Origin of the sequence: Vibrio sp. 1CM24A (genome assembly GCF_023161725.1) — a bacterium.
Lineage (GTDB): Bacteria > Pseudomonadota > Gammaproteobacteria > Enterobacterales > Vibrionaceae > Vibrio > Vibrio coralliirubri.
Genome location: NZ_JALNTS010000003.1, coordinates 466,572 through 479,875 on the forward strand (window position 1 = coordinate 466,572; position 13,304 = coordinate 479,875).

Annotated in this window: 7 protein-coding genes; 4 read left to right on the plus strand and 3 right to left on the minus strand. The window is 46.6% G+C overall.

All coding sequences use genetic code 11. The annotated features are described in order from the left end of the window. Window positions 1–84: 84 nt before the first annotated feature. A complete protein-coding gene (locus MSG38_RS09655) occupies window positions 85–2,148 on the minus strand; it encodes an ATP-binding protein (protein ID WP_248401703.1) in 2,064 nt (687 codons plus the stop codon). Between the two features lie 231 nt (window positions 2,149–2,379). Between MSG38_RS09655 and MSG38_RS09660 the strand changes: the two genes are divergently transcribed. From MSG38_RS09660 to lhgO, 4 genes are all read left to right on the plus strand, one after another. Beyond that, window positions 2,380–3,720, plus strand: coding sequence for a sigma-54 dependent transcriptional regulator (locus MSG38_RS09660; RefSeq protein WP_248401704.1), 1,341 nt, complete (start codon window positions 2,380–2,382; stop codon window positions 3,718–3,720). Window positions 3,721–4,040: 320 nt separating this feature from the next. Continuing rightward, window positions 4,041–5,054 carry a TAXI family TRAP transporter solute-binding subunit gene (locus MSG38_RS09665; RefSeq protein ID WP_050620281.1) on the plus strand — a complete coding sequence of 338 codons (1,014 nt, stop codon included), beginning with the start codon at window positions 4,041–4,043 and terminating at the stop codon, window positions 5,052–5,054. Window positions 5,055–5,182: 128 nt separating this feature from the next. Then, window positions 5,183–7,360: a TRAP transporter permease gene (locus MSG38_RS09670; RefSeq protein ID WP_050653067.1), complete on the plus strand. Its 2,178-nt coding sequence runs from the start codon at window positions 5,183–5,185 to the stop codon at window positions 7,358–7,360. Between the two features lie 26 nt (window positions 7,361–7,386). Next, on the plus strand, window positions 7,387–8,601 hold the full coding sequence (lhgO, locus tag MSG38_RS09675; RefSeq protein ID WP_048614266.1) for an L-2-hydroxyglutarate oxidase: 1,215 nt from the start codon (window positions 7,387–7,389) through the stop codon (window positions 8,599–8,601). Between the two features lie 143 nt (window positions 8,602–8,744). On the opposite strand, the gene MSG38_RS09680 is transcribed toward lhgO, so the two are convergent. Beyond that, a complete protein-coding gene (locus MSG38_RS09680; RefSeq protein ID WP_248401705.1) occupies window positions 8,745–10,301 on the minus strand; it encodes a M28 family metallopeptidase in 1,557 nt (518 codons plus the stop codon). 160 nt (window positions 10,302–10,461) lie between these two features. Next, window positions 10,462–12,831, minus strand: a complete 2,370-nt coding sequence (locus tag MSG38_RS09685) for a M4 family metallopeptidase (RefSeq protein WP_248401706.1) — start codon at window positions 12,829–12,831, stop codon at window positions 10,462–10,464. Between the last annotated feature and the right edge of the window lie 473 nt (window positions 12,832–13,304).

The window sequence follows — 13,304 nt, forward strand, 5'->3', positions numbered from 1 at the left end:
TAAGTGAATCAAAACCGCCCTCGATGGGCGGTTTTTTAGTTCTGATTTCTTTGTGAGGTGTCATGTAATGCTTTTTGTTAGTGATTACTTACTATCTATATTCTTCAGCGTTAACGTGAATGTCATGCCTTGGTCTGAGTTGTTCTTCGCTATCAAGGTACCTTGCATATCGCGCACGTTGTTTGCGGTGATTGCTAACCCCAGCCCCAAACCTTCGCCCATTTTTTTGTTGGTATGAAACGGTTCGAAAATGGTGTCGAGTTGGTCTTCTGATACACCGCAGCCGTTATCTTGCACCTTGATAATCACACGTTGTTGATCGGCATGTGCACTGATAACAATGGTCGCGGGTGTTTGATTCTGAGTAGCATCGATGGCGTTTTTAAGCAGGTTACCAAGCACTTGGCGAAGTCGTGCTTCTTCTCCCATTACCATCGAAATATTGGAAGCGATACGCACACGAATATCGACGCTGTCTAGCTCGGTTTGATGAATACGCAGGGTTTCTTGCAGTGCGTCTGTCAGCGAAACTGGGTATGGCTTTTCTAGTCTTTGAAAGGCGAATGACTTCAGCTGGCTAGTCATGTTAGCCATTCGGTCGATTAGGCTCATCACGAGATCCATGTTCGCTTTCAGCATCTTAGTCTCGCCTCTTTCCATCAGTAATTGATTACTTGAAAGCAGGGTTTTTAGACCAGTAAGCGGTTGATTTAACTCATGAGTAATCGCACTCGACATCCGTCCTAGTGCTGCCAATTTGCTAGATTCGACCAGTTCTTGCTGCGCATCTTTCAGATCTTGAGTTCGCTCTTCGACTCGCAGCTGCAGCGTTTTATTGGCGTTTTGCACCGCAATTTCGGCTTTCTTACGTTTGCTGATATCGATTACGGTACACAGGTAGTAAGTCGTCGCATGCCAAGGAAAGGCGCTAATAGAGAATAAAACAGGGAAGTAACTGTCATCGCTGCGTCTTGCCATGGTTTCGACGCTGGTGATCTCGGCCAGTTCTTGGTGTTGATCTAAGTTTTTGAGCAGCTGCAAGGTGGTTGAATTCGGATTGCCCGCTTCAAATAACTGCCATGCCTTGATGTTATTGATTATGGAATCAGATAGGGAAAAGTAGTTCTTCGCCATCAGGTTGATATCGTGAATGCGTCCGTGTTTATCGATCAGTATTAACCCAACATGGGTTTTATTGATCATTCCAGACAATCGTTTCTCAGACTCTTCGATAAGCTTTTGGATTCTCAGATTGCTGAGCTTTTTCTGGCGTCTTTGGTAAAGAATCACCAACAGTAACAGAATGAAAAGACAGCCAACGGCAGCGCTCCAGCTAATCCAATTGGTGGTCTGATTGAGGTTAGTTAATGGTGTTAGATAGGTTAAACGCCAATTCAGATCGTCTAACTTGATCGACTGAATTAGGTAATCTTTACCTTGCAGTCGCCATACTCGAATATGGGTTTGATCATACAGTTCGCGCTTCGTGGTGTTTGGTTGTGAATTGAAGGTGTCATTGAACCAATCGGCACTCAATCGGTGATCGCTGGATAGAAAGAACTGATCGCGAGGGTTTTGGAACAGTATCGCTTCACCATCGGCAAACCATTGATCGGTGAGTAACGATAAGTCGATTTGCACCGCTACAATACCCACCACATCAGAGGCTCGATAAACGGGCGCGGCAATAAAGTAATCGGGCGTTACGCCTTTGTTTTTTGTTACCACTGAAATCGCACCACCTTGCTGGTGGATCTTAGACACGATTGTGCTGGCGTTCTTTTTGCTCAACTTGCTTCTTTCAACACTCGAAACCAACAACTCGCCGTTACCAGAAAGCAGATACCAGCCCTTAGTGTTGGCAGCTTTGTCCAGTTGAATCAGCTGTTTCTTGATACGTTTTTCGAGTTGTTGTTCACCATCAATGAAACGGACACTGGTCTCATCGTTGGTCACCAGATAGGGCAAATAATAGAAACGTTTAAGCGTGCGCCTTGCTTCGGCAATGTATCCAAGAAAGCGTTGTTCCGCATAACGTTGCGCTTGTTCAAGCTTCCATTGGCTGATTCCATTCTTCGTGGCTACCTGCACTAAACCAATCAATAAACAAGCACACAGGAATAACCAATATCGATTGTTACTAACCATTCTTGATTAAATCCTTTTAAAATTAGTGGCTTGTCTCTTTTAAATCAGCGAGATGCGAAGCTTCGCTACTTCACGACTTGGAAGGTGAAGTGTGGGACAAATCGAAGCTAACAAACATTATAAAACTGTTAAAGGAGTGTTATTCAAAGTGGGAGCTAGCTCCTTTTCGTCTGCGGTTTTTTTACATACCGTGGACGATATTAATCAGATGTAGAGTGGCGGAACCAAACTATGCAGCGTATTGCTTTAATTGAAGATGACGCGATTGTGCGTCAAGCAACCAGCCAATGGTTGCAGCTGGCGGGCTTCGATGTCACCGCATTTGAATTAGGACAAGATGCGTTAAACGCCGTAGAGCAGGGCGATTTTCAAACCATTATCACTGATGTTCGTTTACCTGATATTGATGGTGTTGAACTGCTAGGGCGTTTCAAAAGTCTTGTGCCAGAGGTGCCTGTTATTTTGATTACTGGGCATGGCGATGTAGACATGGCCGTCAAGGCCTTACAGCAAGGTGCCTATGACTTCATTGAGAAGCCATTCGATCCAGAGCGTTTGTCTCAAACGGTATCTGAAGCGGTCGACAAACATCAAAGTGGCCAAGACAGAATCAGTCGCCAAAGCTATCTAGATAATTTGAAAGGCATTGAACAGGTGCTGATCGGTCGCAGTAAAGTGATGTGTGAACTGCGAGAACAAATCCAGAAAGTGGCTTCAATAGACACCAACGTGATTATCTATGGTGAAACCGGCTGTGGTAAGGAGCTAGTCGCCTCTTGCTTACATGAATTCAGCCAACGTAAAACCCATCCGTTTGTGCCGCTCAACTGTGGTGCGATTCCTGAAAACTTGTTCGAAAGCGAGCTGTTTGGTCACGAAGCTGGGGCATTTACTGGCGCTGCTAAGAGGCGTATTGGTAAGCTTGAGTTTGCTGACAAAGGCACCGTGTTCCTTGATGAAATTGAAAGCATGCCGCTGTCGATGCAAGTCAAAGTGCTGCGTAGTCTGCAAGATAATATCGTTGAACGCGTCGGCGGTAATCAGCAACAAAACGTCGACCTGCGAGTTGTGTCTGCCTCGAAAAGCGATCTACTGAATCACCCCGACTTTCGCCAAGATCTTTTCTATCGTTTGAACGTTGCACAGCTGCATTTACCTCCACTCAATGAGCGTGAAGAAGACGCCTTACTTTTGTTTGAACACTTCACCCAGGAAGCCAATCCCGAAACACGAATAGCCAGTGAGGCTGATCGCTATGCCTTGTTGTCTTATGCGTGGCCGGGCAATGTGCGTGAATTGCGTAACGTGGCGATTCGTTTTGCCTTGGATGAAAGCCTGACTGTTGGCGATATTTTAGCGTGTCGACCTAACTCTGTCACAGAGTCCACAACGGCAGGCATTCCATTGGCGGTTCAGGTACAAAGCTTTGAAAGGAAGGTCATTCACGATGCGCTAGTGCGTTATCAAGGGCGCATCAATGATGTGATGCTAGACTTGGATTTACCCCGACGAACATTGAATCAAAAAATGGTGCGCTATGCGTTGAACCGAAGCGATTATGTCGATTCGTAAGTGATGACGAGATGAGAGGAACTGTCTAAATCAATGAGCAAAAAATGGCTCACCTCATATTTGTTACTTTATAAATATTGATCACATAAATATGACGCAGTGTGACTCAGCTACCTTTAAATAGATGTTAAAGCTTGCTTCGGATAAGCAAAAAACAGCTCATCCAATAGCGACTAAATAAGCAAGAAATAGCTCACTTTAAGTGGTTGTTAAAATAAAGTTTAATTAAAACAAATGGTTAAAGATTGGCATTGCGCTTGCTATCTAGCAATTGTTGTTAACAAAAATATAACGTGAATAACTCTACATGGAGAGTAACAATGAAATACAACAAGCTAGTTAAAACTTTAGCAATCGCAATGGCCTCTATTGGCCTTATCAGTAACGCCTCAGCTCAAGAAGATCGCAGCTACATTTTAGCGACGGCTTCAACGGGCGGTACTTACTATCCAGTGGGTGTGGCTTTAGCGACATTGAGCAAAGTTAAGCTTGCGCCAAAGCAGCACTTTTCTTTGGCGGCGATCAGTTCTGCAGGATCGGGCGAGAACGTGAAACTTCTCAATGAGAACGAGGCACAGTTTGCCATTCTACAAGGTCTGTATGGTGCATGGGCGTGGCAAGGGCTTGGTCCATATGAGAAGTCAGGCAGTCAAAAACAACTGCGTTCAGTCTCAATGCTATGGCAAAACGTTGAACACTTTATTGTGCGCTCTGATCTGACAGAAACGGGCACCATGAGTGATTTAGAAAATCTAAATGGCAAAAAATTCTCTATCGGTAAGAAGAACTCAGGTACAGAAAATTCAGGACGCCAGATCATGCAAGGCCTGTCGGTGAACCCAGAACAATTTAAACTTGCCTTTATGGGTTACGGCGGCAGTGCCAGCGCACTACAGAATGGCACGATTGATGGCATGAATACGCCTGCTGGCGTGCCTGTTGGCGCAGTAACTCAAGCATTTGCAGCCTTGGGTGAAGACATTCAAATCCTGTCGTTTACTGATGCACAGATCAAACAAGCGAACGGTGATTACAATATCTGGACCAAGTATGAGATCCCAGCCAACACTTACCCAGGTGTTGATAAGCCGATCACGACTATCGCACAACCTAACTTCCTAGCCGTTCGTGAAGACATCTCTGAAGAAGATGTGTATGAGCTCACCAAAGCGATCTATGAAAACCTACCTTTCCTACAAGGTATCCACAAAGCAACTAAAGCAATGGCACTCGAGAAAGGGATCGCAGGTCTGCCTGTTCCGCTTCACCCGGGCGCAGCACGTTACTACCAAGAAGTGGGCATCGATATCCCTTCTGAGTTGATCGTCAACTAGCTGTTTGCCATCAACTAACCCCTTCGTGACTTAATTGCTTGGTGCACGCTCGCTCAAGAATGTGTTCGTGCACCACCTCACTTTATGGATTTTCTCTGCGCGTTTGCTGTGGAGAGCAGGAGTTTTCTATGAGCGATTCGCTGCAGCAGGAACTGAAAAAATTTGAACTGCCGACCCGAACGGATTTTCCGTGGGTCGGCAAAGCGATAACAACAATGGGAGTGATACTCTCTCTACTACACATTTGGTTTAATACCTTATCGACCTTGCCAGAGCTTTGGATCTCTGCGACTCACTTCGCGGGCTTTGCGATCATTTGTGCGCTTTGGTATCCGGCACATATCTCATTGAAAAGAAGCAAAATTGCTTTGGCAGTGGACATCGGGATCGCCTTGGCGGCTCTGGCTTGTCTTATCTATATCCCCTTTGCAGAAGATGCCTTGTATGAGCGAGGCGTGAAGTTTGTCGCCAGTGATTGGTTCTTCTCTATATTGGCGATAGCTATCGTTATTGAGCTGATTCGTCGCACCATGGGTTGGTTTATTCCGGTGCTTATTTTGGTGTGTTTGAGCTATGTGGTGCTGTGGGGGCAATGGACTAGCGGCATCTTCCACTTCCCAGGTTTGAGCCTTGAAACACTGCTTTATCGAAGCTTTTACTCATCGGAAGGGATGTTCGGTTCTATTTCTAGAATCAGTTGGACGTTCGTGTTCATGTTCATCCTATTTGGCGCTTTCTTAGTGCGTTCGGGTGTTGGTGATTACATCATTGATGTGTCTCGCGCAGCGGCAGGCAAAGTGATAGGTGGCCCCGGCTTCATCGCGGTAATAGGCTCTGGCTTGATGGGCTCAGTGTCTGGTTCGAGCGTAGCAAACACCGTATCGACGGGCGTGATCAGTATTCCTTTGATGCAAAAGGCGGGCTTCCCTTCGCGCTTTGCTGCGGGGGTTGAAGCGGCTGCGTCGACGGGCGGGCAGTTGATGCCACCAGTGATGGGTGCGGGTGCGTTTATCATGGCATCATACACGCAGATCCCTTATGTCGACATTATTGCTGTTTCCTTCTTACCGGCGCTTATCTACTTTTTGTCTGTGGCATTCTTCGTGCGCATCGAAGCAAAACGCAGTGGTGTGCAAAAGGTGACTTCTGGCTGTGAACCTCTATTGAAAGTATTGCTGTCGGGTTGGCATAACCTGATCCCGTTAGCGGTGCTGGTGACTCTGTTGGTGAAGGGTTTCACGCCGACTTACGCAGCGGGTATCTCGATCCTGTCTGTTGTGGTGGCCTCATGGTTCTCTAAAAATCACAAAATGGGTCCAAAGGCGATCATCGAAGCACTGTCTCAAGGTGCGAAAAACATGGCGACCACGGCGGTATTGTTGGTCGGCATTGGCCTCGTTATCAACGTGATCAGCACGACGGGGATTGGTAACACCTTCTCGTTGATGATCAACAGCTGGGCGAATGGCGACTTGCTAGTCATGATTGCCTTGATTGCACTGGCGTCTTTGATTCTGGGTATGGGCTTACCAGTAACCGCGGCTTATATTGTGTTGGGTACTCTGTCTGCACCAGCTTTGTATAAACTGATTGCTGAAAGTCAGTTGCTCGACCTGTTGGTTTCGGGACAGTTGCCTGAACAGGCGAAAGCTATCTTCATGTTGGCTGCGCCAGATAAGCTTGATTTGCTGAACGCGCCAATGGCACTTGAAACAGCCAAAGAGATGATTGCGTTAGTCCCTGCTGATTTTGTGGAAACCCTGCTTGAGCAAAGTCTGGGCTTGGAAGCGATCAGCCTTGCACTGCTTTCTGCCCACTTGATTATTTTCTGGCTATCGCAAGACAGCAACGTGACGCCACCTGTTTGTTTAACTGCATTTGCAGCTGCGACCATTGCGAAAACCCCACCGATGAGAACCGGTTTAATGGCATGGAAAATAGCCAAAGGCTTGTATTTGGTGCCATTGCTGATTGCTTACACCAACTTGGTAAGTTGGGATGTGACCTCCGTTTTGGTTACGGGGGGCTTTGCTATTATCGGTACGTATGCGTTTATAGCAGCGATTGAAGGTTACTTAGAAAGTGAAATCAATCTCGCTCTTCGAGTCGTGTTGATTGCACTGGGTGTCGCTTTGGTTTGGCCTGATGTGTCAATTGTGATTCGCTTGGTTTGTGTGGCTCTATTTGTGAGCATCTTCATCTACAGCGGTCGTAAATACGACATCAACCAAGTGAAAAAGGAATCGGAAGACGAGCAAGTATCTTTGCCTCAAACCGAGTCTGACACTGTCGCGTCTTCCCTATAATTAAAAGGATTGAATGTAGGAATATTATGAACTCAATATACGACTATATTATCGTTGGTGGCGGCATTGTTGGCGTGTCGACGGCATGGCAATTACAGCAAGCTCACCCTGATAAAAGTATCCTTTTAGTCGAGAAGGAACGTGGCTTTGCGCAGCACCAAACAGGCCATAACAGTGGTGTGATTCACGCTGGCGTTTACTATGCTCCGGGCAGTTTAAAGGCCGATTTTTGTAAGCGTGGCGTCGAGCGCACCGTAGCCTTTTGTAGTCAACACGATATCCCCGTCGAAAACTGTGGCAAGTTGTTGGTCGCGACCAATGAGCAAGAAGTCGAGCGCATGAACGCGCTCTATCAGCGTTGCCACGATAACGACATTGATGTCGATCTGTTGGATCAAGCGCAGCTCAAACTTGCCGAGCCAAACATCACGGGTTTGGGTGCGATTTATGTCAAAACCACCAGTATCGTCGACTACAAAAAAGTCACCGAAGTGATGGCTCAAGAGTTTGTTGAGGCGGGTGGCAAGCTTAGCCTTGGTACGGAAGTGATCATGGCCGATGAGCAGGAAGATGAGGTGCAGTTGACGTGCAAAGTCGATGGTCAGACTCTTCAACTCAATAGCCGATTCTTGATCACGTGTTCTGGCTTGATGGCCGATAGAATGACCAAGATGTTAGACATCGAAACCGACTTCCAAATCGTGCCTTATCGCGGTGAGTATTATCGGTTGGACGCCAAACACAACCAAGTGGTGAATCATCTTATCTACCCGATCCCTGACCCTGAACTGCCATTCTTGGGCGTGCATTTAACACGTATGATTGATGGCTCGGTGACGGTAGGGCCAAATGCGGTTCAAGGTTGGAAGCGAGAAGGTTATGGCAAGCTTAACTTTAGCTTCAAAGACACTTGGCAGATGCTGAGCTTTGCGGGTTTTTGGAAGGTGACTGCGAATCACCTGAAAACCGGTTTGGTCGAGTTTAAAAACTCGTGGTGGAAGCCGGGATATCTAAAGCTAGTGAACAAATATTGCCCGAGTATTACGGTTGATGATTTTAAGCCTTATCCTGCTGGAATTCGTGCTCAAGCGGTGTTGAAAGATGGCACCTTGGTCCATGATTTCCTGTTTGCCGAAAGCCCAAGAAGCTTACATGTATGTAACGCGCCATCGCCTGCAGCGACTTCGGCAATGCCGATTGGTGAGTACATTTGTGGCAAGGTAATGAAAAAGACGGCTTGATGATAATTGAAGATCATTAAGTTGAGATGCTCTCCGAAGACAATAAAAAATCTGCAAGCTCCAATCTGTTTATGATCGTGGGCTTGCGGATTTTTAGTTTTTACCGTGTTTGCTTGGCTTAATTGTTAGTCAATTAACCAACCTTACAGCCAATCAGGAACGAAGTTAGCGACGATAGTGACATCGCTAAAGTTACGGTAACCGCGCACCATGATGCTGAATTCACCCGCAGGCATGTCTAACACACACTGTTCGTTGCTGCTGTTCTGGTATGGACGGCAGTCGTAGTTTGCTTTCGATACGGTGCCGTTGTGTTTCACGTAAAGGTCGGCATCGCCACTACGAGGGCCGGTCAAGGTTACGGTTAACTGACCTGCACTTTCCGTCGTAAATGTGAAAAATTGCTCTTCACCATATCCTGCAGTAAGTCCTTCAACGGGGACGTCATTTTGCAGCTCTTTAGGGCCTGCAACCGGTGAATCAAGGCTGGTTTCGACAAGATAAGCAATGGCCAGTTTGGCGAACTTGGTCGCGTGTGTCGCCGTTGGATCGGAGTTCTCAAGCGTGTCGTGCTCTGTATGGATACTTGGGTTGTAATCATTGAACATGCTCTCGAATGGCATGGCTGCTGGGTAGCCAACATTGTGCCAAGAGGCGTGATCAGAACAGGCATAGCCGCAATCATCAAAACCGTAACTGATGTCGCTCGCGTAAGTGTCGATCAGCTCGCTTAAGTAGGCGGTGAGGTTGCTGTCGGTGTAGTCCGTGATGAAGGTGATATCGTGCGCTGAACCGTTGTAGTTGGTCATGTCTAATTGCAGTACCGATACAACGTTTGCTTGCTCGTCTCGTAATGCGTTGGCGACATCTTGTGAGCCGCGCAGCCCTACTTCTTCCGCCGCATAACCATAGAACTTAATGGTTTTGTCTGGCTGAATACCGCTGGCTATCATCAGGCGAAGCGACTCTGTTACCGTTGCAATGCCCGAAGCATCATCATCGGCGCCCGGTGAGATGGTGCCTTCGCTTGTCCAAGATCCAACGGTCGAATCAAGGTGTCCGCCAACAACGACGATCTCTTCAGGATATTTAGCGCCAAGCAGTGTCACTTCAACAGATTTTTGCGGATACTCAGCATGCGTGATCTGGCGTGCCGACGCATACGGCACATCTTTAATTTCTGTTTCCCAACGTTCTAAAAGCCAATCTGAAGCAGCGACACCAGTAGAAGTAGTATAAAAACGGTTGGTGAAGTTGGTTAGATTTTCAATGGTCGTGACCATGTTGTTTGGCTCGACCTGAGCGAGTAGGTCGTTCACTGTGTCTTGATGGCTGATCACCGGCTTTTCGAAGCTGCTCATTGTCAGTGGCATCGCTGCGGCTTTGAGTGCGCTTGCCTTATCTTCATGCACCATATAGCCACCGCAGCGGTGGGTTTCTTCGTGCATGTGGCTGGATAGTTTAGCGAGCTCTTTCTGGTTGATTTTCGCGATGATGGAATGCTTGTTTCCTGTCACGCCTGGGTAAACCGTTGCGCCATGCTGAGTCATTATATGCTGCGCGTCCGCATCGGTGGTGATCCAAACCTCTTGGTTCGCTGGTGGTGTGATGCCTAGGGATGCGTAAGCCGAAGTGCTATTGATTAGGGTTAAAGATCCCCCGAGTACAGCCAAAGCTAGCATGCTTTTTTGAATAGCCATTTGTCGTCCTTTTTATGGTGAATATTGTTGTGTTGATGGGTTTGATTTTTGTGTAATGCGTGGGTTTTTCATGTAGGCGTTTCATTCGCTCATTAGCTCATAAGCCAAATAGCTCAATAGCGAAAAGGGCTCCCATAAGGAGCCCTGAATCTACTTTCGATTATTGAGTTTTAATGAAACGATAATGCTTGGTTTCTGAACAGATATCGCTTGAGGTACACACTTGGTACTCCACATCTACTGTGCCGTTATGACGGAACTTGTCGACGTATGAATTGAAGTCTGTTGCACCAACATTCTTGCCATTGCGCTTAATCACGAAGTAGTCGTTGGTATCGTAATCCCATGCCAGCTTAACGCGCGCCTTGCCTTTCGGGTTTTTGTTACCAAATTTCAGTTTTAGTGGGAAGCCTTCCGCTGAGTCACCTTCAATCGTGATCGACTTGCTGGTTGATGTTGTAACGCCTGCATCGTCAGTCACGGTTAGCGTTACCACGTAGTCGCCAGCTTCAGCGTAGGTATAACGAGTCACTTCACCTGTTTGCGTGTTGCCATCGCCTAGGTTCCATTGGTAAGAGACGATTTGACCATCGCTGTCTGAACTTGTGCTGCGTAGCTCGACTTCTTTGCCGTCAATGGTGTGTTCGAAAGAAGAGACGGGTGGCACGTTAGCGCTGCCAGATTCGTACGATGCTGTTAGGTTTGCACCTGCGTAATCTGAGTAACCTAAAACGTTAACGGTGTAACGACCTGCGGTTGGGTTTTCAATTACACACACTTCATCGGTCACGGTTTCGCTCTTACAGATATTCTCTTGAGAGCTTGGCGCATAATCTAGGCCGACATAAATATCTGGGTCACCCGTAGACACAGCAAGATCAATCGTCAGCTTCTCTTGGCCAGCTGGTACTTCGATATCAAAGTAAGTTTTCGAACCTGTTTCACCAGCAACTGCGGCTTCAACACCGTTTTCAAGGCGTTGGTATTCCGGTTCTGGTGGAAGTGGCGGCTCGCCACACGGTGACACGCCCACTAAGTTGAACGCAGAAACAACATCATCGGCACTGTAGCCAAGGTCGGTTGCAGAGTTTTTCACACCACAAGCACCCTGCCAAAAGTCACTGTTTTCAGACCAGTAGATCTGGTTGGCCAGCACGAACAGTTCGAACGCTTTTTTGGTGTCCCAACCTTGTGTGGTTGCAAGATGGTAGAACGCCTTGTTGAATACGCCAGAGCTGTAGTGCACGTTTAAGCCATCGTAGTACTCGGATGCATTGTTGATTGAAGAGCCATCGCGTGATGGATCGTCCATGTAACGTAGAGCGCCTTCGCCTTTGAAGATATTGCGTCCGACCATCCAGTCGTTGGTGCCTTTCATGTAGTATTCAGCGGCCTCACCTGCCATGTCAGAAAAGGCTTCGTTCATACCGCCTGATTGGTTTGCGTATATCAAACCTGAGTTTTGCTCAGTGAAACCGTGGCTCACTTCATGGGCTGATACATCTAGGCTAACAAGCGGGTAAAAGAAGCTTTCACCATCACCAAAGGTCATGGCTCTGCCGTCCCAAAATGCATTCTCGTAGTTTTCACCGTAGTGAACACGCATCATGAGCTTGAAGGAGAGTGGTGCTGTGTCGAACCAGTTTTTATACATGTCGAACACGATGTTACCGAAGTAATGAGCATCGTTGAGTGGTGAGAATGCACCGTTCACGGCTTTATATTCGTTACGAGGACATTCATAGCTGTAAGTGGTGTCGCCGTCGGTCGCACCATTCAGGTTAACGGTAACGACATTTTCAGACTCCATCACACACTCTGTGCCCACTTCTTGAACATCAAGGTAGTGGTAGTCGGTGCCGTATTCGTACATGCCTGTTTTTTCGTTGCCGCCAGGGCCAGTGCCGATCTGAGCATGGGCAATACCTTCCCAGCGGTCGATGACTTCGCCTGTGTGCGCGTCTAGCATGGTGAACGGTCGAGTCGGCTGTTCACTGCCTTCTACTAGGTAAGAGACAACGTACACTAGTCGTGTTTTATCTACGCTTTGTTGTCCGATGTCTTGCTTTACAGAGCCTTGATAGATAAATAGCTGATGTTGAACGTTGTCTAGAGATTTGCTGGTTAAGCCTTGAGTCTTTAGATCTTTACTTGCGAGTTCAACCGCTTGAGCGCTGTTGATTGATGGCTTAACAAAAGATCGTTCTAAGGTCGTTGTTTTAAGGTAGCGACCTTGAACGGACTTAAGTGCGCCACCTTGGACACTTTGGGTGGCATTTAGGTAGTGCCCCCATACAGGGGTACCCCAGATGTTCTGTTGGATCTTAACTTTATAGATACCACGCTTTTTGAGGTTTACTTCTTTGACCATCTTGAAGCTAGAAGCATTACTTACACCTAACTGAGCGTTTAACCCAGAGAAGTTAGTAAAGTTGATCGGCTGATCGATTTGAACGGATTCACTTGCATGCACTGACAAAGACATAGCACTGGCTATAGCAACGGCAACTAAACGCTTTCTTATTTTCATTGTTGTTTTCTCTTTCCATGTAAAATCCTAGAAAACGTAACAAATTAATCACAGTGAATTTACATCATTCGATCTGATTAATTAGTAGCATGGCAATGATCTCTTTTATTCATGAAACTTATATTTCTCGTATTTACAGATAGTTATCGTTTCTGTTTATTTTTGAACGCACCCATATGTTTTATTTATAAAATTGTGACACTTTTATTAAGTGTTAATTTCTATTGGAAATTAAGATTTTCGAGGAAATTGATCTGTGCCTCAATTAACGGATTCTGGGTTGATAGAAGGATCAACGATTTGAAAGTGTCACTTTAAGCAGAAGGGCATTTAGCGAATTTAGGTGCAATTTTGATAAGAAACCGAAGAATTTTCGGCTTATTTTTCGAATTGTTAGTTAAAAGAGGGAAGGGAAATCGGGCACTTGTTTGGCACAGAGCACAAAATCTGCTGGATGAAAAAAGCCAGCGACG